The 22,695-nt window shown below is 43.3% G+C and carries 22 protein-coding genes; 5 read left to right on the forward strand and 17 right to left on the reverse strand.

Annotated features, from left to right (window positions below; translation table 11 throughout):
- Nucleotides 1-4: 4 nt before the first annotated feature.
- Genes AS29_RS03785 through pxpB form a run of 3 tightly spaced genes read right to left on the reverse strand, consistent with a single transcriptional unit; the run spans nucleotide 5 to nucleotide 2,460 of the window.
- Complete coding sequence (locus AS29_RS03785; protein ID WP_035409458.1) at nucleotides 5-757, reverse strand: LamB/YcsF family protein; 753 nt, start codon at nucleotides 755-757, stop codon at nucleotides 5-7.
- A gap of 1 nt (nucleotide 758) precedes the next feature.
- Nucleotides 759-1,751 carry a biotin-dependent carboxyltransferase family protein gene (locus AS29_RS03790; protein WP_035409460.1) on the reverse strand — a complete coding sequence of 331 codons (993 nt, stop codon included), beginning with the start codon at nucleotides 1,749-1,751 and terminating at the stop codon, nucleotides 759-761.
- Nucleotide 1,752: 1 nt separating this feature from the next.
- Nucleotides 1,753-2,460 carry a 5-oxoprolinase subunit PxpB gene (gene pxpB, locus AS29_RS03795; protein WP_035409462.1) on the reverse strand — a complete coding sequence of 236 codons (708 nt, stop codon included), beginning with the start codon at nucleotides 2,458-2,460 and terminating at the stop codon, nucleotides 1,753-1,755.
- Nucleotides 2,461-2,771: 311 nt separating this feature from the next.
- Between pxpB and AS29_RS03800 the strand changes: the two genes are divergently transcribed.
- Complete coding sequence (locus AS29_RS03800; RefSeq protein WP_035409464.1) at nucleotides 2,772-3,971, forward strand: MFS transporter; 1,200 nt, start codon at nucleotides 2,772-2,774, stop codon at nucleotides 3,969-3,971.
- A 72-nt stretch (nucleotides 3,972-4,043) separates the two neighbouring features.
- Here the strand turns inward: AS29_RS03800 and AS29_RS03805 are convergent, their stop codons facing one another.
- The 7 genes from AS29_RS03805 to sppA all read right to left on the reverse strand — a co-directional run bounded on the left by AS29_RS03805 (nucleotide 4,044) and on the right by sppA (nucleotide 9,580).
- Nucleotides 4,044-5,015 (reverse strand): class I SAM-dependent methyltransferase, encoded by a 972-nt coding sequence (locus AS29_RS03805; RefSeq protein ID WP_035409907.1) that lies wholly within the window; start codon nucleotides 5,013-5,015, stop codon nucleotides 4,044-4,046.
- Nucleotides 5,016-5,229: 214 nt separating this feature from the next.
- Nucleotides 5,230-5,730 (reverse strand): thiol peroxidase, encoded by a 501-nt coding sequence (tpx, locus tag AS29_RS03810; RefSeq protein WP_035409466.1) that lies wholly within the window; start codon nucleotides 5,728-5,730, stop codon nucleotides 5,230-5,232.
- A 211-nt stretch (nucleotides 5,731-5,941) separates the two neighbouring features.
- Entirely contained in the window at nucleotides 5,942-6,562 is a 621-nt protein-coding gene (locus AS29_RS03815; protein ID WP_035409467.1) for a hypothetical protein, read from the reverse strand.
- A gap of 136 nt (nucleotides 6,563-6,698) precedes the next feature.
- Entirely contained in the window at nucleotides 6,699-7,178 is a 480-nt protein-coding gene (gene ytfJ / locus AS29_RS03820; RefSeq protein WP_035409468.1) for a GerW family sporulation protein, read from the reverse strand.
- An 11-nt stretch (nucleotides 7,179-7,189) separates the two neighbouring features.
- On the reverse strand, nucleotides 7,190-7,885 hold the full coding sequence (locus tag AS29_RS03825; RefSeq protein ID WP_035409470.1) for a DUF2953 domain-containing protein: 696 nt from the start codon (nucleotides 7,883-7,885) through the stop codon (nucleotides 7,190-7,192).
- A 194-nt stretch (nucleotides 7,886-8,079) separates the two neighbouring features.
- A complete protein-coding gene (locus AS29_RS03830) occupies nucleotides 8,080-8,571 on the reverse strand; it encodes an RDD family protein (RefSeq protein WP_035409472.1) in 492 nt (163 codons plus the stop codon).
- A gap of 13 nt (nucleotides 8,572-8,584) precedes the next feature.
- Nucleotides 8,585-9,580: a signal peptide peptidase SppA gene (gene sppA, locus AS29_RS03835; RefSeq protein WP_035409474.1), complete on the reverse strand. Its 996-nt coding sequence runs from the start codon at nucleotides 9,578-9,580 to the stop codon at nucleotides 8,585-8,587.
- 173 nt (nucleotides 9,581-9,753) lie between these two features.
- On the opposite strand from sppA, the gene AS29_RS03840 reads away from it, so the two are divergent.
- Entirely contained in the window at nucleotides 9,754-10,554 is an 801-nt protein-coding gene (locus tag AS29_RS03840) for an NAD kinase (protein WP_035409476.1), read from the forward strand.
- Between the two features lie 88 nt (nucleotides 10,555-10,642).
- Here AS29_RS03840 and AS29_RS03845 read toward each other — a convergent pair whose 3' ends face one another.
- The 5 genes from AS29_RS03845 to AS29_RS03865 all read right to left on the reverse strand — a co-directional run bounded on the left by AS29_RS03845 (nucleotide 10,643) and on the right by AS29_RS03865 (nucleotide 16,770).
- A complete protein-coding gene (locus AS29_RS03845) occupies nucleotides 10,643-12,241 on the reverse strand; it encodes an amidohydrolase (RefSeq protein ID WP_035409478.1) in 1,599 nt (532 codons plus the stop codon).
- A 108-nt stretch (nucleotides 12,242-12,349) separates the two neighbouring features.
- Entirely contained in the window at nucleotides 12,350-13,927 is a 1,578-nt protein-coding gene (gene mbcS, locus AS29_RS03850; RefSeq protein ID WP_035409481.1) for an acyl-CoA synthetase MbcS, read from the reverse strand.
- 178 nt (nucleotides 13,928-14,105) lie between these two features.
- Nucleotides 14,106-14,309 (reverse strand): alpha/beta-type small acid-soluble spore protein, encoded by a 204-nt coding sequence (locus tag AS29_RS03855; protein WP_035409483.1) that lies wholly within the window; start codon nucleotides 14,307-14,309, stop codon nucleotides 14,106-14,108.
- A gap of 102 nt (nucleotides 14,310-14,411) precedes the next feature.
- Nucleotides 14,412-15,620, reverse strand: a complete 1,209-nt coding sequence (gene thiI, locus AS29_RS03860) for a tRNA uracil 4-sulfurtransferase ThiI (RefSeq protein ID WP_035409484.1) — start codon at nucleotides 15,618-15,620, stop codon at nucleotides 14,412-14,414.
- Between the two features lie 4 nt (nucleotides 15,621-15,624).
- Entirely contained in the window at nucleotides 15,625-16,770 is a 1,146-nt protein-coding gene (locus tag AS29_RS03865; RefSeq protein ID WP_035409486.1) for a cysteine desulfurase family protein, read from the reverse strand.
- Nucleotides 16,771-16,969: 199 nt separating this feature from the next.
- On the opposite strand from AS29_RS03865, the gene brnQ reads away from it, so the two are divergent.
- On the forward strand, nucleotides 16,970-18,313 hold the full coding sequence (brnQ, locus tag AS29_RS03870; RefSeq protein WP_035409488.1) for a branched-chain amino acid transport system II carrier protein: 1,344 nt from the start codon (nucleotides 16,970-16,972) through the stop codon (nucleotides 18,311-18,313).
- A gap of 39 nt (nucleotides 18,314-18,352) precedes the next feature.
- Here the strand turns inward: brnQ and ezrA are convergent, their stop codons facing one another.
- Nucleotides 18,353-20,062 (reverse strand): septation ring formation regulator EzrA, encoded by a 1,710-nt coding sequence (ezrA, locus tag AS29_RS03875; RefSeq protein WP_035409490.1) that lies wholly within the window; start codon nucleotides 20,060-20,062, stop codon nucleotides 18,353-18,355.
- A gap of 401 nt (nucleotides 20,063-20,463) precedes the next feature.
- Here ezrA and hisJ point away from each other — a divergent pair, with 401 nt between their 5' ends.
- A complete protein-coding gene (hisJ, locus tag AS29_RS03880) occupies nucleotides 20,464-21,285 on the forward strand; it encodes a histidinol-phosphatase HisJ (RefSeq protein ID WP_197491574.1) in 822 nt (273 codons plus the stop codon).
- Here the strand turns inward: hisJ and refZ are convergent.
- A complete protein-coding gene (gene refZ / locus AS29_RS03885) occupies nucleotides 21,257-21,889 on the reverse strand; it encodes a forespore capture DNA-binding protein RefZ (protein ID WP_035409494.1) in 633 nt (210 codons plus the stop codon). The genes hisJ and refZ overlap by 29 nt on opposite strands.
- Nucleotides 21,890-22,020: 131 nt before the next feature.
- On the opposite strand from refZ, the gene AS29_RS03890 reads away from it, so the two are divergent.
- Nucleotides 22,021-22,500 (forward strand): GAF domain-containing protein, encoded by a 480-nt coding sequence (locus AS29_RS03890; protein ID WP_035409495.1) that lies wholly within the window; start codon nucleotides 22,021-22,023, stop codon nucleotides 22,498-22,500.
- Nucleotides 22,501-22,695: the final 195 nt, after the last annotated feature.

Raw genomic sequence — 22,695 nt, forward strand, 5'->3', positions numbered from 1 at the left:
CTCGTTACATCGTTTTAATTTGAATACCTGATTCCTGGAGCTCTTTTCTAATTTTTTTAGCAAATTCCAGAGCGTGTGCTCCATCGCCATGTATACAAACAGTATCTGCAGTCAATGAGATTTCTTCCCCATCTGTGCTGATCACTTTTTGTTCGGTAATCATTTTCTTCACCTGATCAATGGCCGTTTGATCATCTTTAATCAGGGCATTGGATTGACTTCTTGGAGTTAATGCTCCGTTATTTTGATAGGTACGGTCAGCAAAAACCTCGCTTGCTGTTTTTAATCCGATGTCCTGTCCGGCTTTTATCAGCTCGCTTCCGGAAAGACCATACAGGATTAACGATGAATCATATGTATAAATGGCTTTCGCTATCGCTCCAGCCAGGGATGCATCAGCAGCAGCCATGTTATAAAGTGCTCCATGGGGCTTCACGTGATGCAGAGCTCCTCCCTCGGAACGGACAAATCCGTCAAGCGCCCCAATCTGATACAGGACGATGTCATATGCTTCCTGCGCGGAAATGGCCAAAGCCCTTCTCCCAAAACCCTGAAGATCAGGAAAACCTGGATGGGCACCGATTGCTGTATGATTAGCCAATGCTTGTCCTACCGTCCTTCTCATTACGGACGGATCTCCCGCATGAAAGCCGCAGGCAATATTAACGGATGAAACAAGAGGAAGGATTTCCTCATCGTTTCCGATTGTGTAGGATCCAAAGCTTTCCCCCAGATCGCAGTTTAAATCGGCGCGCATGTTAAAGAACCCCCTTTTCGAACTTGTCCCTCACCATGTTTCGGATAAAATCAATACCCTTTTCCCTTTGAACGAAAAGCTTTTGGGCTTCTTCAATGGTGGTCTTTTCAAACTTAATCTTTTCACCCGGTTTTAGCTGTGCCAGGTGCGGCAGGTCAACCGCGATTACCTGCCCCATTTTCGGATAGCCGCCAGTCGTCTGGTGATCGGCCATTAAAATGATCGGCTGTCCTCCTGCAGGTACCTGGATGGTTCCAAATCCCACTGCTTCAGACAGGAGTTCCCTTTTTTCTTTTAATGCTAAAACAGGTCCCTCTATCCGGTATCCCATTCTGTCGGATTGGCTCGTCAGCGTAAATTCCTCCGTGTTAAAAACGGATTGCGAATCCTCTGTAAACCACTCATATTCTCTGCCTTCTATGTATCTGACCGTTTTGTTTACTACGTTATAGTCCGGCTTCATATACCAGCTTGCCGGAATGGCTTTGGCTTCTGAATTCCTGATGGCTGCCTTGCCGATCAAATCGGATTCTCTAATATTCAGCTCGTCATTTTCTGTTAGCGCGCGTCCATTCACTCCGCCTATTCGTGCCTTTAGATAAGTTGAACGGCTGCCAAGCTCCGGCTCCAGGTCATAGCCTCCTGATGCAGCCATATACGTTCTGCAGCCTGAGACAGGTGCACCGAATTCGAGCTTTGCTCCTGATCTTACAAAGACGGGTCTCCATAGCGGAATGGGCTGCCCGTTAACTTTCGGAGAAAGATTGCCTCCTGTAAGGGCAATTATGGTATCCTCCGTAAACTCAATGGAAGGCCCGAGCAGGGTCATCTCAAGGGTTGCTTCATCATCTGGATTTCCGGCTAAAATGTTTGCAAGGCGGTGTGCATAAAGATCCATTGCTCCGCTTTTAATTACACCATACTTCTGAAAGCCGAATCTGCCATTATCCTGAATCGTGCTCAGCAGACCGGATTGGAGGATTTTCAAGCTCATGCTATAACTCCTTTAAACGGTTATATTCTTCTTTGCTAATCCGGTAAAACTGAACGGAATCCCCTGCCTTTAAGAGTGCTGGCGGTTGTTTGGCGGCATCGAACAATGAGAGCGGTGTCCTGCCGATGATTTGCCAGCCTCCGGGTGTCTCAAGAGGATATACCCCTGTCTGAGTTCCTGCGATGCCTACAGAGCCGGCCGGTATTTTCGGTCTCGGTTTCTCTTTTCTAGGTGCTGCTATTTTCTCAGTCATTCCCCCCAAGTAAGGAAACCCCGGTGAAAAGCCAATCATGTATACGGGGTATACGCCTTCAGTATGGAGAGCAATGACCTCCTCTTTGCTTATACCATTGTGATTTGCTACTTCATCCAGATCCATTCCAAAATCTTCGTCATAGCACACTGGAATTTTTACCGGCTCAGAGCCTGGAGTTTTCACGCTTTCCTGCTCCATTGAGGAAATGATTTTCTCGATTTCTTCCTGGATCCTTTCATGGGATTGGCCAGGGCTTTCCTTAAAATAAAGCAAATCAAAAATGATGGTTACATTTGTAAATGCAGGTATGTATTCTGTCAGCCATGGAAAATCACCCTGATCCAGCTGATCCGTTAATAATCTGATTTTTATCCGAAGGTCTTCACTTATTTCTTGCCCAAGTTCTACAAGCAAGGCTTGTTCGCTTATTGGAAAGTAAGCTGCTCTTTTCATTTCCTTCCCCCCTTCTGCCTGATTGTTATATTGTACATAACCAATTTTTTTAGCACAAATCAAATTTTGTCAAATGAATAGGAGATGGTATTCATTTCTGAGCTGTACCAGCAATTACTATTTTTCGTCCCTTTTACTAAAACATGCAGACAATACAAGATCAACTCTTATATAATTGAAAAAAATGGAACGGATGCGAGGTCGTTAACGATGTAAGATTTTCAATCAATCATCATATTCCACTCGAAAGGAGCTCGTCCGATGTAAAGGTACAATCCTTCCTAAAAATAACGATAAGGGGATGTGCCTATATGAAAACTGCAAACTTCCGCTACTTATGGATTGGACAGACGATCGCAAATGCAGGCGATATTTTTTATGCAGTAGGGCTGATTGCCCTGCTTTACGAAGCGACTGGATCGGCATTTTATTTAGCAGCCGTTCCTTTTGCCATTACGGCTTCTAAATTTTCAAGCGGGCTTGCCGCGCCTCTCCTTCTTGACCGCTGGAAATTAGATGGGGTTCTAGTTTTTTCCCAGGCAGCAAAAACGCTCTTCCTTCTCCTGCTGGCGCTTGGAATAACTTCAGGACATTCGGGGAATTTACTCTTTATGTTCCTATGCATTATCATAATCTCTATTTTGGATGGATGGTCGGCCCCTGCCAAAAATGCTATGCTTCCCGGCCTGGTACCTTCGGATGATCTCGTAAAAGCGAACAGCTTTACCGCGAGTATGGATCAAAGCGTACAGCTTGGAGGCTGGGCGGCAGGCGGAGTGCTGGCTGCTTTAATCGGGTCCATGAGTTTAATTTGGATGTCCGCTGGATTATATGCTTTCTCAACTATTCTGCTAAAGAGAATTAAGCTTCAGCCTATCCCTATTGAAAGCAGTTTGAAGGAGGAAGAAATATGGAGCCGCTTGAAGGAAGGATGGATTAGAATTTGGAAGAGTCCATCTCTAAGGGCCATCCATTTCATCCTGCTTCTTGAAACAGCGGCAGGAGCCGTATGGATTGCCGCCATCCTTTATGTTTATGTTAAAGATCAGCTGCAGATGGGAGAAGAATGGTGGGGATATATTAATGCCAGCTTTTTCGCAGGACTGATTGCCGGAGGACTCTTAGGTGTCCGGTATGCTTCATGGATTGACCGGAACAGCCGGAAGGTGCTGATCACTGGCGCATTTGGAGTCAGTGCTGCAGCCTTTACTTTCGGAATAACCGCAGTACCTTGGCTTGCATTGGCAGCATCTGCTTTTTTCGGGATGATGGAGCAGCTTAAAAATGTATGTCTGCAGACAGCTGTTCAGCGATTTACACCTGCCGCGCTCCTATCCAAGGTTTATTCAGCCCAAAGCTCTATGCTCGCTCTTACCTTCGGACTAGGATCGCTTGCTGTAGGAGCTGCGGCGGAGAGGCTTCCGATTTATTTGGTTTTTATGCTGTCCTCAGGAATTCTGCTTCTATCAGCAGGATACACCATTCTGCGGAAAAACAGACTTTCCTCCTGAGAATAAAAGAGCATATCCTTTGCACCAATTAAAAAATAGACCGGTCTGGCACCTGCCAGAACCGGTCTATTTTTAGCGGCTTTTTTCAAACCATTCATTAATCTGCTTCATCATCGCCTGCATTCCTTCAAAATTAGAGAATTTCGGCAGGTCAGCAAGCATCGCCTGCTTAGGTGGGGCAGCCCCTTCCCCTTTTTTCTGGAGAATAAAAATGCTCTTGGCATGCTGTTCTCCCTGGAACATAGACAAAGGCAGCTGCAATAACCCTTGTATATAGGCCTGCTCCTTTATAAATGCATTCAGTTTAGGAGCTTCCTTGGAACTGAAAAGCTGATTAGGGATAATGAAAAACAGGTATCCACCCGGTTTTGCATGGTTCATGCTTTGTTCAATAAAGAGATGGTGAGCATACGAGTGGCCTTCATCTGCTTTGAGCGAAAAGGCTGACGCTCCTTCATCATTTGGATAGTAACCTACAGGCAAATCGCAAATGACAGCATCGGCAGGATCAACAAATAAATTTTGGAGACTGTCCTGGTTATAAAATTGAACGGGATGCTTTTGAAGATTCGCGTTTATATAAGATAGCTGAATCAGGAGATCATCTACATCCACCCCTGAGCTTTCCACTTTATGATCCTTAAGCTGATTTAAAACAGCTGTAAGCAGGTTGCCGGTTCCGACTGCCGGATCCAAGAGTGAAAAGGAAGGCTTATTACTCATGAAGCGCTGAACGAGATACCCAACAAAAATCCCTACTGAATCCGGAGTCATCTGGTGGTTTGGATGGGCGCCTTCCTTCAGGCCCTTTAGCACACACAATTGGAACGCTTTTCTAATCTCTTCTGATTCATATGTATCAAGCTGGATGTCAGCATAAAGTTTTTTTACTTTTTTCTTAGCCAATTCACTTAACTCATCCTGCAGCACATCACCGTGAAATAAGTTCTCCCCGGTTTCGGCTACTGCTTCTATATAGGATAATTGCAATTCTTCGGCCAGCTGTTCAGATGATTCATTTAAAGCAGTAAACAGCTTTTCCATATTTGAAACGGTTTGCATCCACTTCTCCTCCTAGAGCATACTTCCTACCATTTTAGATAAGCTCTGGCTGAAAGACAAGGCTTATGCCTGAAAAAAAGCGCAAGCGCCTTGAAGGAATGAAGGTCTGGGCAGTGCAAAACGTCCTGTTGAAGGGCGGAACTGACCGCATGGCGGGGGCCTCCGGAAAAATTAACCGGAGGCTTTAGGAACAATATTATTTGGCAGCCTTAGCGGCTTCAATTGCTGCTTCATAATCAGGATGATTCGTAGCTTCACTAACATATTCAGCGTGTACCACTTCGTTATTGCTGTCGATAACGAAAACGGAACGAGCAAGAAGGCGGAGTTCTTTAATCGCCACTCCATATGCCTCTCCAAAGCTAAGATCGCGGTGATCGGAAAGTGTCACGACATTCTCCAGTCCGTTTGCAGCACACCAGCGTTTTTGAGCAAATGGAAGGTCATTACTGATTGTTAAAACCGTAACATTTTCAAGCTTCGCTGCTTCTTCATTGAATTTTCTTGTCTGTGCATCGCATACCCCTGTATCAATAGACGGAACGACTGAAACAATGCGGATTTTACCTTTTGAGTCCTCAAGTTTTACTTCAGACAAGTCGTTGGCCAAGACGCGGAAATCTGGTGCTTTGTCCCCTTTTTTCACTTCTTTATTCGGCAAGGTTACAGGATTGCCTTTAAACGTAATATTCGCCATGTTTATTCCTCCTCTATCATCTATGGATCTATGTACAATTTCATGATAGCTTGTCCCGGGAGGCTTTGCAAACTTAACCTCATTCTATTTACTGAATTTTACAAAATTTAAAAAATCGCAGATAACTTTGGAGGCATAACGAGGCGAATTAAAAAAGGCCTGTACTCAGACCTTTTATAACGCTTAGAGGACCGTGAAGATGTAAGCTTCATTAACGGAACCAAGTACGAAGCAAGCTTCCGATTAATTCCAAATCACTAATTGCTTTATTTAATGCTGCGGGGTTAATCATTGTACTTAGAGTATCCCTTAATTGACCATCTGCCTTCCAGCCAGCTTTGGAAGAGCTTGTTTCCTGATCATCTAAAGTGAATTTTGCTATTGCATGACCTTCTCCAATATCCTTAAAACGCTGAGTTAGGAGATCCATAGCTGAATCCAAGGCTTCTTCCCCGTTCATGACGTTTCTCCGGTTATTTGCCCATTCTCTGAAGCTTTGAGAAAAAGGTCCTAAACCTGCATTCAAATCGATATTTTTTATAAAATCGATATTTTTTACAAGTCTGGATTGAACCGAAGCAGTTCCTGCTGATAAAGTCCCGGCAGCCGCTTTTTCTTCGTAGAACTCCTGCCAAAAACTTATGACACCGGCGATTGTCTGTGTAATTCTTGATTTTTGTTCCTCCGAGAAACAATTGTCCAAATAAAATAATAGGCATTGCGGCAATGAGTCCAAACCGGGCAGTGCAGGCAACTCGATGGTGATTGGTTCGTACGTCGTTGTACACGTGCATTTTTTTAGAAGACAAATCAAACAGCAGCCATATACCAAATCGCTTTCCTCCTACAATCAAGATAATCCAGTATATGGTTTCAATTTTTTTTTGATTGGACATCCTCCCTGAATTTATCGAACGGCTTAATACAAAAAGGGAACCCGCTGCCAATCAGCGGGTTCCCTTTTGCTATTAAAAGTCAATATCATCTCTCATAGAAGAAGGATGACCGTTTGATCCGGAATCATTTTTTTTAAACATTTTCTGGATTTTCTCGATCGTTTGCGGTGCAGATTCCAGAATTCTTTCATATAAATGGGTGCTTTCATCCAGATGAAGCATTTTCACTCCATTATGGCCGACAATGAGGAAGGCAATTGGTGTGATGGAAACTCCGCCTCCGCTCCCTCCGCCAAAAGGCATTCTGCTGCGACTGCTGTTTCCGGACACATGTCCTGCCTGAGGCTGGGCAAAAGATTGATCCTCGCCTGAACCTGCCTGGCCGAATTCACTGCCGCCTGCAGCAAAACCAAATCCAACCTTTGATACCGTTAAGATCACGCTTCCATCAGGAGTCTCGACTGGATCTCCAATGATCGTATTTACATCTACCATTTGCTTTAAATTTTCCATAGCCGTTTTCATTAGACCTTGAATTGGATGGTCGCTCATAATGTTGCCCCCTATGCAGTATTATTGTGTTCTCCAAATATTTTGGATAAAGGCTTATTGCCAAAGGATGGCTTTCCGCCCTTCCAATATTTAACGAATCGCAATCCACCGATAATAGCATGCCCGATTCGAAACCGGACCATACCTGTTACCATCGTATCCAGACAAAGACCTTGAAAAATCGGAACAATTGATAGAACCGGCTGTGTTTTGAGCTTCATATAGTTTCCTGCCGCTCCGCACATTAAACCCTTTATAGTCCAAAGCATTCCGGCAGTGCTGCCTGTAGAAGCAGAATCCCCTAACCCGAATCTGGTATGCCATTCAAATTGTGTAATTTCAATATGCTTTAGAAATTTTCTTGCAATGGTATGAAGACCTGTAATATGCCCTGCCAGTTCTTTGAAATCACGAATTCCCGTTTTCACATCACTTTCTGTAATATGATCTTCCTGTGATTTCCCGCTGTTCTTTTCTTGGCCCATATTGGATTCCTTAACTACGCTTACACTCATATCCTTCTCATTTGCTTTTATAACAGGAACCTTGAATGTATAGCGAAGCAATCCGCCCCATGCTCTTACCTTTACTTTCAAGTCATCATTTTTTCCAATCCGGCAATATTCAACGGTGATGGTCAGCTTCGTAAAGGCAATAAGCAGCATAAAAAGAAAAAGAAATAAAAGAATTCCATAAACCCAAATCATCTATACCGCTCCTTTCAGCAATTAAGTATCGCCCAGTACGCCTTTCTTTAATCGAAAGTCTGTAAACTTGCCTATTGGACTGGACTTAAAAGGGGAGATTGAACATTTAACTCCATGTCCGGCCCCTCCCGCTCCCATCTCTAGCAGAGCAAAAAAAAGCTGCTTCCCAATACGATAGGAAGCAGCTTTCAATACTAATTTCTATACATGTTTTCATGAACGACTGCAGTATCCGCAAACAGATCATGCAGTGCCTGTTTTTTGGGAGTAAATCCCGCTACAATGTAAGCGATCCACACCGTTTTACTGATAAATCGCCCGACAAGTTCTCTAAAAAGGATCGTTCCCCATGATAGTGGTTTTTCTTGATTTAGTGAAACCACCCGGATGCCGAATATCATTTTACCAAGCGTCTGATTTAGAAATTTCGTCATCAGCACGAAGTATAGAAAGAAAATAAGCAATTCCAGAAGCGGTTTAGGAGAGAACATCGAACTTCCTCCATCACTTCCCGAAAAGATAAATATGGGTTTGATCAATATAGCATTGATCCCTGCGATAACAGCAAGGTCAACAAGATAAGCCCAAAAACGAATCCAAAACCCTCCATAAACCGGTTCTGAGCGAACGGGTTCCGATGTAAGGACAGAGGGCCGTTCCACTGTATCGTCAAATGTCGTGTCCATTAAACGCCCTCCTTTATTTTGAATACATGTACATCAAACGGCTATTAGCCGGTTTAGAAAATAGTTCGAATAAGCCAAACATCTGATACTCATCACTGAATACCTTTTTAGCTCCCAAGGAAAGCAGAGAATCAAAGCCTGAGCTTTGTTTATATTCAAAAACTTCAGCATTCTCGATTTTTAGATCCTTTTCCATTGCAGCTACAGTGTCATCAATGTATCCCAGTTCATCGACAAGCTTTTTTTCTTTCGCCTGGCGTCCGTCATAGATGCGTCCGTCCGCGATTTTTTTTACATCTTCACGAGTCATTTTCCGGCCTTCAGAAATAACATCCACAAATCCTTCGTAGGCGTTGTTTACCATACCTTGAAGGATATTGCGCTCTTCTTTTGTCATATCACGCGATGGAGACATAATGTCCTTATATGGACCGCTTTTAATCGTTTCGAACTTCACGCCATATTGCTTCGCGAGCTCACCATAGTTTACACCTTCCATAATGACTCCAAGTGACCCGGTAAGCGTATCAGGAGCAGCGAAAACTTTATCTGCTGCCGTTGAAATATAGTAGCCTCCTGAAGCAGCCGTTGTTCCCATGGACACATATAGCGGTTTTTTCGTTTTCTTTTTTAATTCCATTAAATGCTTATGTATTTCTGCACTCTCAACTACTCCGCCGCCAGGAGAATTCACTTTCAGTATAACTCCCTGAACGGAATCATCCTTTTGAACCTCTTCAATTTTTTTCAGAAACTCCTGATGATTGTATCCAGAGCTTTGAAAATAAGAAGCCGACTCTCCCGTATCCTGAATAACCCCATCTACTTCCAGGACAGCAATTCTATTTTCTGCAGAACCCTCCTGAATGATTTCTTCACCGAATTCTGAATCATTCATTGCAAACATTTCATTTGCAGCGCTTTGGAACGTCGTAACCGTATTGAAGATTGCTGAAACGATCACTAATACAAGGGCGATGCCTAGCGCAGCCCACCTTTTTCCATTCATTCCATATCCTCCTTCAGTTTCATTTACTTTCATTTCTATCGTCAAAAATGTTCCCTGGTATCAGTAAAAAAGAACATGACTTAAGGGATAAATGGTAAAATAAACAACATAACACATTGTATCATAATTTTACTCTTCAAGGATAACATTTCCATTTCAAGGGAGGATGTACCATGACCAATCGCCGCAATGTATTTTTTTATTATCGGAACTCGGATGATATAGGTGCCAAAGTAGAATCATTGACGAAGCTTGCTGAAAAATACGGGTTTACGGTTGTATCTCATTCAAAGGATGCAAACATTATTGCAAGCATCGGAGGAGACGGTACATTCCTGCAGGCTGTCAGGAAAACAAATTTTAGAGATGACTGCCTGTATGTAGGAATCAGCACAAAAGGGTCCGCCAGCGTTTATTGCGATTTTGTATTGGATGATACAGAAAAAATTATTGAAGCGATTACGACGGAGCAGGTTGAAGTCCGTAAATACCCTGTTATCGATGTAAAAATTGATGAATCCGCTTCTTTTAAATGCTTAAATGAATGCACAATCCGATCAGGGATTATTAAAACTTTTGTCATCGACGTGCATATTGATGAAATCCATTTTGAAACGTTCCGCGGAGATGGAATGATTATTTCCACACCAACGGGAAGTACAGCTTACAGCAAATCAGTAAACGGGGCTGTCATCGATCCGCTTTTGCCTTGTTTCCAAGTAAGCGAGCTTGCTTCTCTCAACAATAACCGATATCGAACATTAGGTTCTTCTTTTGTATTAAGCGGCAGCAGAAGATTAAGATTAGAGGTAGCTCAAGATGGAAATGACTATCCAGTAATCGGGATGGATAATGAAGCACTGAGCATCCGCAGCGTGCAGCAGATTGAAGTGACATTAAGCCCTTCTATCATTAAAACGGTAAAATTGAAGGACAACTCCTTCTGGGAAAAAGTGAAACGCAGCTTTTTGTAAGCAATAGCAAGGCCGTCCCCAGATTGGGGGCGGCCTTTGTTCTTGATTCAGAGCCAGTTAAGTGAACATATCTGAGCAGATCCTGGATTTAGAAATCTGCCTTTTCATAAACAACCTTTCCTTCTGCGACTGTCATTGCCACCTTCGTTTTGAGGAGCTCATCCGGATCTTCCATTGTAAAGGGATTGCAATCGAGAATGGTAAAATCTGCGTCAAACCCGGGCTGAATTTTTCCTCTTTCGTGTTCCTTATGGATTGCGGCTGCACTGCCTATTGTATAAAGATTAATCGCTTCATACATGGAAAGTGCTTCTTTCATGAAGTATCCCGGCTCCTCTGGTGTATGGATGCTTTTCCTTGTTACAGCTGCATGAATCCCTAAGAGCGGATCAATCGGTTCAATCGGTGCGTCTGATCCCCCGGCACATGGGATTCCACGGTCTATAAGAGTTTTCCAGGCGAAGGATGTTTTTACCCTTTCTTCTCCAAGCCTCTCTATAATCCAAGGGAAATCACTGGCTGTAAATCTTGGCTGGATATCAAGGATGATCGGCATATTCTGCAGCCGTTCGATGAGATCAGGCCGGAGAATTTGTGCATGAATGAAACGGTCTCTCTTTCCAATGGCGGGAGGATGCAATTCGACTGCATTCAGAGCCATCTCAAATGCTTGATCTCCAATTACATGGATGGCAATTTCCCTATTATAGGATCTTGCTTTTACTATTAGTTCATTCAATTCTTTTTGAGTATGGACGGCAACTCCCTTTACATGGGGATCATCCGAATACGGCTCGCTTAATAGCGCTGTCCTGCCGCCAAGTGCTCCATCTGCAAAGATTTTCATAGCCCCAAATTCAATAAATCTTTGATCCTCTATGCGGTTCTGCTCAAACTCGTCTATTACAAGATGATGGATAAGCAGGTGCGCCTTAAATGGGTTGTCTTCGGACAGCACTTCATTATAGGCATCAATCGGAAGCTGCATGGCTCCGTAATAGGACAAGTCTTCGGAATGCCCCCCGGTTAAACCATACGTGAAGCAGTCCTGAACAGCTTTGCTGAGCGCCTTTTTCAGGTATTCCTTTGAAACAGGAGGAATCGTTTCAAACAATACGATATCCTGAGCTCTGTCCATCAAAAATCCAGAAAGTGAACCGTCTTCCCTGCGGCCAATAATTCCTCCTGCCGGATCCGCCGTTTCTTCCTCAATTCCTGCAAGCTTTAGTGCAGCAGAATTTGCTAAAATAGCGTGCCGGCATATCCTTTTTAAGACAATTGGATGCTCTGCGGACATTTCATCAAGAACCTTCCTGTCAAACATCGATCCTTCACCCAGCTGATTTTCATTCCACCCTTCACCGATCACCCATTCTCCCGGCGGAGTTTCTGCAATTTTCCCTGCAAGTGCTGCTTTAATGGCTTCGTGGCTTTCCATATCAGAAAAATCAAGCCTCATCAATTTCTCACCATGACCTATTAAATGGAGATGACTGTCCACAAAGCCAGGAAACACGGTTTTTCCTTTTAGATATATTTCTTCATCAATGGTATCCGCATATGCAGCTCTGATTGATTTTTCATCGCCTGCTGCCTCAATTTTATTTCCTGCTGTATAGATGGCCTCTACCTGTTTGTTTTCGCCTTCCATTGTATAGATCGTGCCGCCGTGCCATAACGTTCCCATGATTATCCTCTCTTTCTATGTATTTCATTGAAATATGGAAATTCTAGCATACCGCCGCCATAAAGAAAACCAGGCGTCTGCCCGGCTCCTTTATTTTACCTATGAAATTTAAACACTTTCTCTCATTTGCTCTTTTTGACGGAGCTCGACTCTCCGGATTTTTCCGGAAGCGGTTTTTGGCAGGTCTGTTACAAATTCTATTTTACGAGGATATTTATAAGGCGCTGTCAATTTCTTAACGTGCTCCTGCAGAACCTTCACAAGACCAGGATCTTCAGCATCTGCACCGTCACCGAGCACTACATATGCCTTTACCACACTACCTCTAATTTCATCCGGACTCGCAACAACAGCACACTCTCTTACAAACGGATGTTTTATAAGCGCATCCTCCACTTCAAAGGGTCCTATCGTATAGCCCGAGCTGATGATAATATCATCAGAACGTCCTTCGAACCAGAAATAACCGTCCGCATCCATTCTCGCCCTGTCGCCTGTCAAGTAATAATCCCCTCTGAATTGCATTGCCGTCCTCTCCGGATCTTTGTAATATTCCTTAAAAAGGGCTGGAGTGGAGCGATGTACCGCAATGTCTCCTACTTCATTTTCCTTGCAAACCTCACCATTGCCGTTAATGATTGCTACCGTGTTGCCCGGCGTAGGTTTTCCCATTGATCCCGCTTTAATCTCCATTCCCTTCATTACCCCGACCAGAAGCGTATTCTCGGTTTGTCCGTATCCATCGCGCACTTCAATTCCAAAGTGCTTCCTGAAAATGTCTATAACTTCCCTGTTCAAAGGCTCTCCTGCGGAAACGGCGCTGTGCAGGCTGGAAAGGTTGAAACGGGATAAATCCTGTTCTTTTGCCATCAGTCTATATTCTGTGGGAGTACAGCATAAAACATTAATTTGCTGATCCTGAAGCAGCTGCAGATAGTGAGACGCTTCAAACTTACCATGGTAGATAAAGCCGGTTGCCCCCATTCCAAGTACGGATAAAAACGGACTCCAAATCCATTTTTGCCAGCCTGGTCCGGCTGTAGCCCAAACCTTGTCCTCTTTACGAATGGAGAGCCAGTTGGCAGCAGCCGTCCTAAGATGTGCATACGCCCATCCATGTGTATGGATAACGCCTTTAGGATTGCCGGTCGTACCGGATGTATAAGAAAGAAAGGCAGTGCTGTCATTTTTGGTGTCTGCAAATTCTAATTCACCAGATTGCCTGCTCATCTCTTCCGTCAGCGAGCGCCAGCCAGGCTGAGGCTTTCTTATCACCCATTTAAGTAAATCTTGTGCTTCCTCTACTTCATTGGTTTGTTCTGTGAATTGCTCATAGCAGATGATCCCTTTTACTTCACCATGGGTAATTCTGTAGCGGAGATCCTTAGGTCTTAGCAATTCAGAACTCGGAATGACAACTATTCCCGCTTTTAAAGCACCCATATAAACGGCATAGGCTTCCACAATACGCGGTGTCATGATTAGGAGCTTGTCCCCCTGGCGTAAACCCGCTTCTATTAAAGCGCTTCCAATTTTGTTTGCTTCCGTTATTAATTCGCCATATGTAAGTTCTCTGCGCTGAATCCCGTCTTCCCAAATAAGTGCCGTTTTCCCGGCATCTGCATTTTTCTCTATTTCGCTAACCAAATTGTAATAATCAGGTGCAAGTAAGCTCTCCCGTTTCATATCCTGACTCCCCCTTTGCATTCTTCTTTTTAATTATACAAAATTTTTATAAATTTTTGAATAATAACAATTTATTCAGCGCTAATAGGGGATGCTGTTCTTTAGGGGCTGAATACATTTCAGAATTCAAAAAAAATAGAGCAGGGTTGCCCCTGCTCCTGTAGCCATGTTTTATTTATTATTTTTTGTAACCGCCGCCCAAGTTTGATTGTGCGTAAGAAACTAGACGCTTAGTGATCTCTCCACCTACAGATCCGTTAGCGCGTGCAGTAGTTTCTGCTCCAAGGTTTACACCGAATTCAGAAGCGATTTCGTATTTCATTTGGTCGATCGCTTGTTGTGCGCCTGGAACTACTAGTTGGTTTTGTCTGCTTTGTGCCATGTGTTCTCACCTCCTTGTGAATATAGAGTGTGTAATAACACATGTCTTCATTCTTCAAATCTTTCTGGTAATTGTTACTAACAATTTCCCTGATTTAAAGGTTCAGAGCAGACTGTCCAAACTTTTGTCTGCCGCATCCGTTTTATCCGTAAAATCAATGGTTACGGTGTGATCGACCGCTTCCTGTGTCAAGCTGTCAAAGTCTACAAAACTTTCGTATCTGTTGGCTTTATCAAGCTTCGGTCTCGTTTTTGGCGCTGCCGGAGTAAATATTGTACAGCAATCTTCATATGGACGAATGGAAATATCGTGTGTCCCGATCTCTTTAGCAATCTTGATAATTTCCGGTTTATCAAATGAAACGAGCGGTCTGATGACCGGTGTCGCTGTTACATCATTAATAGCAAACAGACTTTCAAGCGTTTGGCTTGCCACTTGTCCTAAGCTCTCACCTGTAACAATTGCAAGCCCTCCATTTTTAATCCGGAGCTGATCCGTAATTCGCAGCATCATTCTTCTTGTAGAAGTCATCGTATAGTTTTCAGGCACCTGCTGTTGAATCTGTTCCTGAATCGCTGTGAAAGGAACGATATGAAGCTTCATTTTCCCTCCATAATTGGAAAGCTGTTCGACGAGGTCAATGACTTTTTGTTTCGCTCTTTCACTTGTATAAGGGGGACTGAAAAAATGGACAGCCTCCAATTCAACCCCTTTTTTCATCGTCATATAAGCAGCAACAGGGCTATCCAATCCTCCTGAAAGCATAAGCATCGCTTTCCCGCTGATTCCCGCAGGCAGGCCTCCCGGACCGAACGTATCCTGAAACATAATGTATGTTCCTTCTGTACGAACTTCTACTTTAATCTCATGATCGGGCTTCCGTACATTTACGGTGAGCTCTTCAGTATTTGAAAGAATATGTCCTCCAAGAATGCCGTTCATCTGGTCAGATGGCACAGCAAAGGTCTTATCCGCTCTCCTTGCACTGATCTTAAAGGTGTCACCGGGCTGGTATACAGAATTGATAGCTTCCAAAGCTGTCTTTTTAATTTCTTCAACATCACTCTCGCACTTCGCTGCAAGGCTAAAAGAATGAATACCAAAAATGCCTGTCAGTCTTTTCGAAATTTCCTGATGAGGCTCCCCGTTTAACTGAATGTAGATCCGGTCCCGGTTTGACTGAAATCGGATAGCAGGAAAGTCTTTTAATACTTCTTTTATATTTCTTCTAAGTCTTTCAACAAATTTGCTGCGGTTTTTCCCTTTAGTGGAAATCTCCCCGAACCGCACGAGTATATGTTCAAATCGCATCATTCTACCTCTTCATTTTCATAATATGCTTAATGGCCTGCTCGAGAGCTGTAAACATGCTTTCCAGCTGCGAACGGTCTGTATGGATATCCAGGCTGATTCTAATTCCGCTTTCAGCTTCTTCCTTGCTTTTGCCCATCGCCAGAAGGGTTTTGCTCGGTAAACTCTTTTTAGAAGAACAGGCAGATGTGGTCGATACGTAAATCCCGCTCTCCTCCAGCCTATGAACGAGAACTTCAGATTTAACCCCTGGAACAGAGAAGTGAATGATGTGCGGGGCTGAATGACCTTTAGTGGTATTCAGTACAACACCTTCCATTGTGCTCAGCCTTTTCATAATCTGCATTTTCGTTTCTTCAAGAGCCTTTCCAAACCGCGCATAGTCCTCCTTAGCCATTCGAAGCGCTTTTGCGGCTGCCGCGATTCCGGGTACGTTTTCCGTACCGGACCGATAGTGATTTTCCTGTTCGCCTCCCGAAAGAAGCGGTGTTAGACGGATGCCTTTTCTTACATATAAAATTCCAGTACCTTTGAGACCATGGAACTTATGGGCTGAAAGGGAACATAAATCAATACCTGCCCCTTTCAGATCCAGCGGAATCTTTGCCGCTCCCTGAACATGGTCCGTATGGAATGAAATGTTAGGATACTCTTCAAGTAACGCTCCAATTTCTTCAATTGGCTGGATGGTTCCTACTTCATTATTAACGTGCATGACAGATACTAAAATCGTATCTTCCCTTATTTCGTTTTCTAATTGCGAGGGGCTGACTCTTCCTTCTTCATTAACGGCAAGGATTGTCAAATCAAAGCCGAAATCCTTTTCCAGCTGCAAACAGGCTTCCATTACAGATGGATGCTCAACAGCAGATACAATAATATGCTTGCCTCTATGCTTTTTCATAAAAGCCGTACCTTTAATGGCAAGATTATTGGCTTCCGTTCCTCCTGAGGTAAACACGATTTCATCTTCTTCAGCGCCAAGGAGATTCGCTGTCTGCTTTCGTGCCTGCCTCATAAGATTTTCAGCCATGCTCCCCATTTTATGAAGAGATGAAGGGTTGCCGAAAAAATCATTGGTGACTTGTATATAGGATGCCAGAACCTCTGGATATGGTTTTGTTGTGGCACTGTTGTCTAAATATAGCATTTTCATTCCTCCATGGATAAATGCACACATCGTAATATGTTATCATATAGGCCGGAATATTGAAATGGAGAAATCTATCCGTTGACGGGTTAAATTTTTTGAATATAATTAAAATTAAAACAGTTGAACAATTCGACATTTTTCATAAAGCTGTGGTAATATCTTACCGGTATGTATTGTCAGAGTCAGGAGGCTTATCATGAAACAAGGTTTATCAACTAAAGAAACGTTTGTCGTTGGACTCATGCTGTTTGCCTTATTTTTCGGAGGCGGAAACATGATTTTCCCCCCGTCGCTAGGACAGGCAGCAGGCACAAACGTATGGATTGCCATAGCCGGATTCCTTATAACAGGTGTGGGGCTGCCATTGCTTGGAGTGATTGCGATTGGTTTAACAGGCTCTGATGTCCAAACATTAGGGAGCCGGATTCATCCCATTTTCGGGATCGTCTTTACCATTGTTCTCTATTTAGCAATTGGTCCGCTATTCGGCATTCCGAGAACAGGAACCGTCGCCTATGAAATAGGCGTTACACCATTTCTTCCAGAGGGGATGGCTAAAAACGGAATGTCCTTATTCATTTACACCCTGCTATTTTTCGGTGTAACGTACTGGCTTTCACTAAATCCAAGCAAGCTTGTAGACAGAATTGGAAAGCTCTTAACCCCTGCTTTGCTGGCAATTCTCGCATTGCTTGCCATTAAAACATTTGCTACGCCGATGGGAGCTGCAAAAGCCCCGCAGCCTGCTTATCAGGATAGTCCATTTTTCAAAGGATTTTTAGAGGGTTACTTAACGATGGACACACTTGCCGCCCTCGTATTCGGGATAGTTGTCATTAACGCTGTTCGGGACAAGGGAATAACGAACAGCAAATCCATTACAAAGGTTTGCATACAGTCAGGCCTCATTGCAGCTGCCGGATTGGCACTGGTTTATCTTTCTCTTGCCTACATGGGAGCAACAAGCGTCGACGCCGTCGGGCTTCAAAGCAATGGAGGACTCATATTATCCAAATCAGCCAATGTCCTCTTTGGTTCATTAGGAAACATTGTCCTCACACTTGCGATTACATTTGCATGTCTAACAACCAGCGTTGGACTTGTATCAGCTTGCGGGCAATATTTTTCGAAAATTCTACCAAAGGTTTCGTACAGTGTTATTATTCTCATACTGACCATTTTCTCTACAGTAATAGCGAACTTTGGCCTAACACAGCTCATTGCATTTTCGGTACCTCTTCTGACAGCGATTTATCCGCTTGCGATCGTTCTGATTTTGCTGTCACTCATTGACAAGATCTTTAACAGGGCTCCGGAAGTATACGCTGTTAGCCTGTTCTTAACAGGAATCATCAGTATCGCCGACGGTTTAAAAGCAGCAAAAATACAATTGGGTTCTCTCTATGAGCTTTTCGATGCCTTTGTTCCATTATTCTCAAAAGGCATCGGATGGGTTGTACCCGCTATAATCGGTGCCCTTATCGGATATGTAATTGCTCTAATCCGCAGGCCAAATCTTAAAACAAAAGAGAGTCATTAAAAAAGGACAGATCCAATGGATCTGTCCTTTTTTCCGTCTCTATTTGTTTTTCAATTCTTCTAAATCTTCTTCAACAAGCGTTCCAATTTTTTCAAAGGAACCCGGTTCTACATGTTCAATAGCCGTTGCCGCCTTCTTTAATGAGCTTTCATATTCATAATGCCGGAAGAGATTCTCTGCTTCATGCAGATCTTTTGAAAGCCTTTCATTCCGGCTTCTGAACCGGTTCCCATACTGGATAATCCTTTCAACATAATATACTTGTTCAATCATATCTTCTGTTTGCTGATGCACTTTAGCAGAAGCAGAGACGGCATCTTCAAGCAGGATATTGACCGCTACCATATCCAGCGGAATTTCATCCAGCTTCTCAGATACATAAGCGATTGTTCTCTGAGCCTCTTTTAACAGGTCGGAGTAAGCAGCTGGCAAACCAGGCACATTGCTCTTGCTGATCGATCTTGCAGATTCATTAAGCAAACGCCTTGCCTCTGTTAACTGCTCGCGTGCCAGCAGCTCTTCTTTTCGAAGGGCATGAAGCATCTCCCGGTACTCGTTATGGTCTTTGCGAACTTCAGATGTTTGTTTTTCAAGCTCCAGCAGTTCTTCTTTCAGAAGGGAATAAGCAATTTTTTCACTCGCCATTTTATCCTGAATGTGATGGAAGCGCTTTTGAAGCGCCGCTACTTGTTTATCAATGCTGCGCAGTCTGGATGTTTCCTCTTCGCTTAGATGATAGCTTTTCTTTACCGTGTCCGTTTCTTCCTTTGAAATAAGCTTAGCAGCTGTTAATTCATGAAGTGCTCCCTCTGTCTTCACTGTTTCAGATAACACAAAGTGGTGGGCGTGCACTTCCTTTTCAAGAAGATCATACATCGTCTCAATCGATTCATGGATCTCTTGGAGACTTTCGCTGATTCCGTCCAATTCAAGTTCGCAAATCTTTTCCTGGAAAATGATGAGCGTCCCGGATATCCGCTCCGCTTCACTTTGAATTTGAATATGTTCAAGAAAATATCCCTGTTCTGCCATTTCCTTGTATCCATCCGAAATTTCAGCCAGCTGGTTCGGTATTGCACTCTGACAGTCTGCAAGCATGGCAGGGATGAGCTCTATTTTGGCGCATAGCTCATCCAAAATAACATTCTGTTTTGTAAGGATTTCTCTAGCAGCCAAATAATTGCCTGCGTCTGTCTCTGCTTCAAACCGCTTTAGTTCTTCATACACTTCATAAAGCGCTGTCTCGAGCTTTGCATGCGCTCTTCCAAACGTATGACTGTGGGCAAGCAGAGTCTTTTTCGCTTTTTTAAATTTCTCTTTTACATCTTCAATTTCAATGCTGTTTCTCTCTTCGCTCGTTACAAGCTCATAGATTTCTTCGATGATCTGTTCAATGTTCTGATCGGCTGCCTCAAGCATCCTCTCAATATGGGCGAGTACCTCTTTTGATTTCTTGAATCGGTACTTGTCCGCATGGTCTTCTGCATCGAATAGCAGTTCTTCTACTTCAGGAAGCTGGGACGTAATGATTTCATCCCATTCCTGTCTCCATTTTTCAAATAACTCTTCCGCTTGTCCAGTCATTTTTAGTTCTTTTACTCTGGACATCTCGTCTGCGAGCGACCGGTTCATAATTTCAATTTTTCTCGCTTCAAGCCGGTCGACTTCCCGGTATATATTTTTCCTGATAAAATAACCGACTGCGAAAAAGATAACGAGTGCAGCCAGTAAACCAATAACGACTTCCATAATGGGCCCCCTTGCTGTATATAAGAAAAGCACAAGCTCTGATAGCCCCATGAGCTGCTTGCGGCTTACGTCTGCTCAAGCGTTCAAAACCGCACGCCGGAAAAAGAATCATGAGACGGCTGGTCCGCTGCTTTATCAGTTTCAAGAATTGTTTATAATAATGCTGTGTCAGTACACAGACTTTTCTCATTGAAAAAAAAACGGTTTGCCGCTGTCATGTTAGAATCTACTGACTCGTTCCATACCCTTCATTTGTCACATGCACATTCTATGTATAACACTTGCAAAAGTTATGTTATTTCAATGTTTTTATGATACCATGTTAACGATATTTTTTGACCAGTTTTTTTAATTTTTTACATGCTATTATCCTGCTTTATACCAAGGGGGAAAAGAATTTGATAAAAATAGACGGTCATGTCCATACTCCTTTTTGCCCTCACGGCTCCCCGGACAGTCTTAAAAGCTATGCCGAAAGAGCTATTGAGCTTGGGTTTAAAGAGATTTCATTCACTGAACACGCTCCGCTTCCTGAAGGATTTTCCGATCCTGTACCTGAGAAGGACAGCGCTTTGCCAATGGAACAGCTTGAACTCTACATCCATTCCATTCTGGAAATTAAAAAAGCTTACTCGAAGGAAATTAGAATTAATCTGGGGTTTGAAATAGATTATATCGAGGGATTTGAAGCAGCCACATCCAAATTCCTGAACAATTATGGAGAAATAATGGACGATTCCATTCTTTCCGTTCATTTTCTGCTGAATAACGGAAACTACTACTGCTTGGACTACAGTGAAGAGGGTTTTGCCGAGATATGCCAGGCGGCAGGCTCTGTTGAGGATACCTATAATCTTTATTACCGGACAGTTGAAAAATCCATTCTTTCCGATTTGGGCAGCTGGAAGCCTAAACGAATCGGCCATATCACACTCGCTCATAAATTCCAGCTGCTGTTCCCTGCACCCTGTCAGGACTTGGAACGAATCAGCAGCCTGCTTGATTTAATAAAAGCGGGGGGCTATGAGCTTGATTACAATACGGCGGGCTTGAGAAAAAAACATTGCCAAAATCCCTATCCATATGACAGTGCGGCAAGGCTTGCCATCGAAAAGGGCATTCCGCTTTTGTACGGTTCAGATGCCCATATGGCTGAAGATACGGGAGCAGATTATCAAGCCTTTGAAAGATTGATTACAGGATTGCCTCTTTCTTCGGAGTAAGCAATGAAATCATCCAGCTTTCAAGCTCATGGAAATACTGCTTAACAAAGTAATCTTCATGCGGCTGAAGGTAAAGAACTTCCGCAATATACTGGGGCTGAAGGAAAGGCATTGTCAGCATCCCTTTCAGCTGGACAATGAAATGGCCAATCGGTATTTTATTCAGGCTTCCGTCACCCATACCCTCTTCCAGCAATGAAGCCAGTAAAAACTTTTCTTTCAGCATATACGTACTCATCACTTCTCTGATCAGCATCGTATCCAATGTAATTTCCCGATATACAAACCGGGTTAATTGACGCCGTTCATGCTGATAGCTTAAAATGTTAAAAACTAAACGGGTCAGCCTGCTCACCGGACTTTTATCAAGATCAGCCAGAATGGCCCCGTCCATGGCATTTAAATATCCTTCGTAAAAATCGGAAACAAGATATTCCATCAATCCGGTTTTGCCGTTGAAATAATACGAAATATGAGCAACATTGACGCCTGCTTTCTTGGCAATTGCCCTGACGGAAGTACCAGTGAAGCCATTCGTATTAAACAGAGAAATAGCTGATTGAATGATTTTTTCCTTTGTCAGATTAAAGGTTTCCTGTTTCATCCGGCTCACCCCTTGTATTCTTTCCTACTTCTTTCCATAGAAGAAGGGGGAATCCTTTATGATCTTCTCGACAAAGTTCCTTTTGCAGAAGATCCCGTTCGTTATATTTGAATGAAAGAGGGAGATAAATCATGTTTCATGTCGAAAAATACTCAAATAACACGAAAGAAAATTACGAGCTTGTTATAAAACAGCTGAAGGCTCTTCTCGAAGGGGAACCGGACCAGATTGCCAATCTGTCTAACGCTTCCGCATTGCTGAACCAGTTTCTTACAGAGGTTAATTGGGTCGGCTTTTATTTAATGAAAGAAGGAGAACTCGTTCTCGGCCCATTTCAGGGACTGCCCGCTTGTGTGAGAATTCCTGTTGGCAAAGGGGTCTGCGGAACGGCCGCGGCGTCTGGTGAAACCCAGCTCGTTGAAGACGTACATCAATTTCCCGGCCACATCGCCTGTGATGGAGCAACCAATTCTGAAATCGTCGTACCTTTAGTAAAAAACGGAGAAGTCATTGGTGTCCTCGATATCGACAGCCCTGTTAAAAACCGGTTTAATGAGCTGGACAAAGAATATATTGAACTTTTTGCAGAAGCACTGCTGCCGTTTATTTAACAAATGAGCTCTTGTTTAATTAGGTTCTATAAATAATACCTGTCCATGCTAATTGGAGCGGAGGATGAGGTAATACAGCCAGCTGAAAAAAGCGCCTGGATTTATGTCCGGGCGCTTTTTTTATTTCTGTTATACTTGGCTCTTGATTGGCGCTGCAGGCGTTCGCTCCAATCAACAGGTGTAAAAAAATCAACC

It is taken from the genome of Bacillus sp. SJS (assembly GCF_000732485.2).
In the GTDB taxonomy this organism is placed as follows: Bacteria; Bacillota; Bacilli; order Bacillales; family Bacillaceae; genus Metabacillus_B; species Metabacillus_B sediminis.

What these genes read in the sequence shown, in the direction of transcription:
- sppA (WP_035409474.1), bottom strand. Translation starts at nt 9,580, where the DNA reads ATGAATGGAAAAAGGTGGGCTGCGCTAGGCATCGCCCTTGTATTAGTG.
- AS29_RS03865 (WP_035409486.1), bottom strand. Translation starts at nt 16,770, where the DNA reads ATGCTATATTTAGACAACAGTGCCACAACAAAACCATATCCAGAGGTT.
- AS29_RS03830 (WP_035409472.1), bottom strand. Translation starts at nt 8,571, where the DNA reads ATGGACACGACATTTGACGATACAGTGGAACGGCCCTCTGTCCTTACA.
- AS29_RS03845 (WP_035409478.1), bottom strand. Translation starts at nt 12,241, where the DNA reads ATGGGAACGTTATGGCACGGCGGCACGATCTATACAATGGAAGGCGAA.
- AS29_RS03785 (WP_035409458.1), bottom strand. Translation starts at nt 757, where the DNA reads ATGCGCGCCGATTTAAACTGCGATCTGGGGGAAAGCTTTGGATCCTAC.
- AS29_RS03790 (WP_035409460.1), bottom strand. Translation starts at nt 1,751, where the DNA reads ATGAGCTTGAAAATCCTCCAATCCGGTCTGCTGAGCACGATTCAGGAT.
- tpx (WP_035409466.1), bottom strand. Translation starts at nt 5,730, where the DNA reads ATGGCGAATATTACGTTTAAAGGCAATCCTGTAACCTTGCCGAATAAA.
- mbcS (WP_035409481.1), bottom strand. Translation starts at nt 13,927, where the DNA reads ATGAAACGGGAGAGCTTACTTGCACCTGATTATTACAATTTGGTTAGC.
- AS29_RS03805 (WP_035409907.1), bottom strand. Translation starts at nt 5,015, where the DNA reads ATGGAAAAGCTGTTTACTGCTTTAAATGAATCATCTGAACAGCTGGCC.
- ytfJ (WP_035409468.1), bottom strand. Translation starts at nt 7,178, where the DNA reads ATGAGCGACCATCCAATTCAAGGTCTAATGAAAACGGCTATGGAAAAT.
- refZ (WP_035409494.1), bottom strand. Translation starts at nt 21,889, where the DNA reads ATGAAACAGGAAACCTTTAATCTGACAAAGGAAAAAATCATTCAATCA.
- ezrA (WP_035409490.1), bottom strand. Translation starts at nt 20,062, where the DNA reads ATGGAAGTCGTTATTGGTTTACTGGCTGCACTCGTTATCTTTTTCGCA.
- AS29_RS03890 (WP_035409495.1), top strand. Translation starts at nt 22,021, where the DNA reads ATGTTTCATGTCGAAAAATACTCAAATAACACGAAAGAAAATTACGAG.
- AS29_RS03825 (WP_035409470.1), bottom strand. Translation starts at nt 7,885, where the DNA reads ATGATTTGGGTTTATGGAATTCTTTTATTTCTTTTTCTTTTTATGCTG.
- brnQ (WP_035409488.1), top strand. Translation starts at nt 16,970, where the DNA reads ATGAAACAAGGTTTATCAACTAAAGAAACGTTTGTCGTTGGACTCATG.
- AS29_RS03840 (WP_035409476.1), top strand. Translation starts at nt 9,754, where the DNA reads ATGACCAATCGCCGCAATGTATTTTTTTATTATCGGAACTCGGATGAT.
- AS29_RS03800 (WP_035409464.1), top strand. Translation starts at nt 2,772, where the DNA reads ATGAAAACTGCAAACTTCCGCTACTTATGGATTGGACAGACGATCGCA.
- thiI (WP_035409484.1), bottom strand. Translation starts at nt 15,620, where the DNA reads ATGCGATTTGAACATATACTCGTGCGGTTCGGGGAGATTTCCACTAAA.
- AS29_RS03855 (WP_035409483.1), bottom strand. Translation starts at nt 14,309, where the DNA reads ATGGCACAAAGCAGACAAAACCAACTAGTAGTTCCAGGCGCACAACAA.
- pxpB (WP_035409462.1), bottom strand. Translation starts at nt 2,460, where the DNA reads ATGAAAAGAGCAGCTTACTTTCCAATAAGCGAACAAGCCTTGCTTGTA.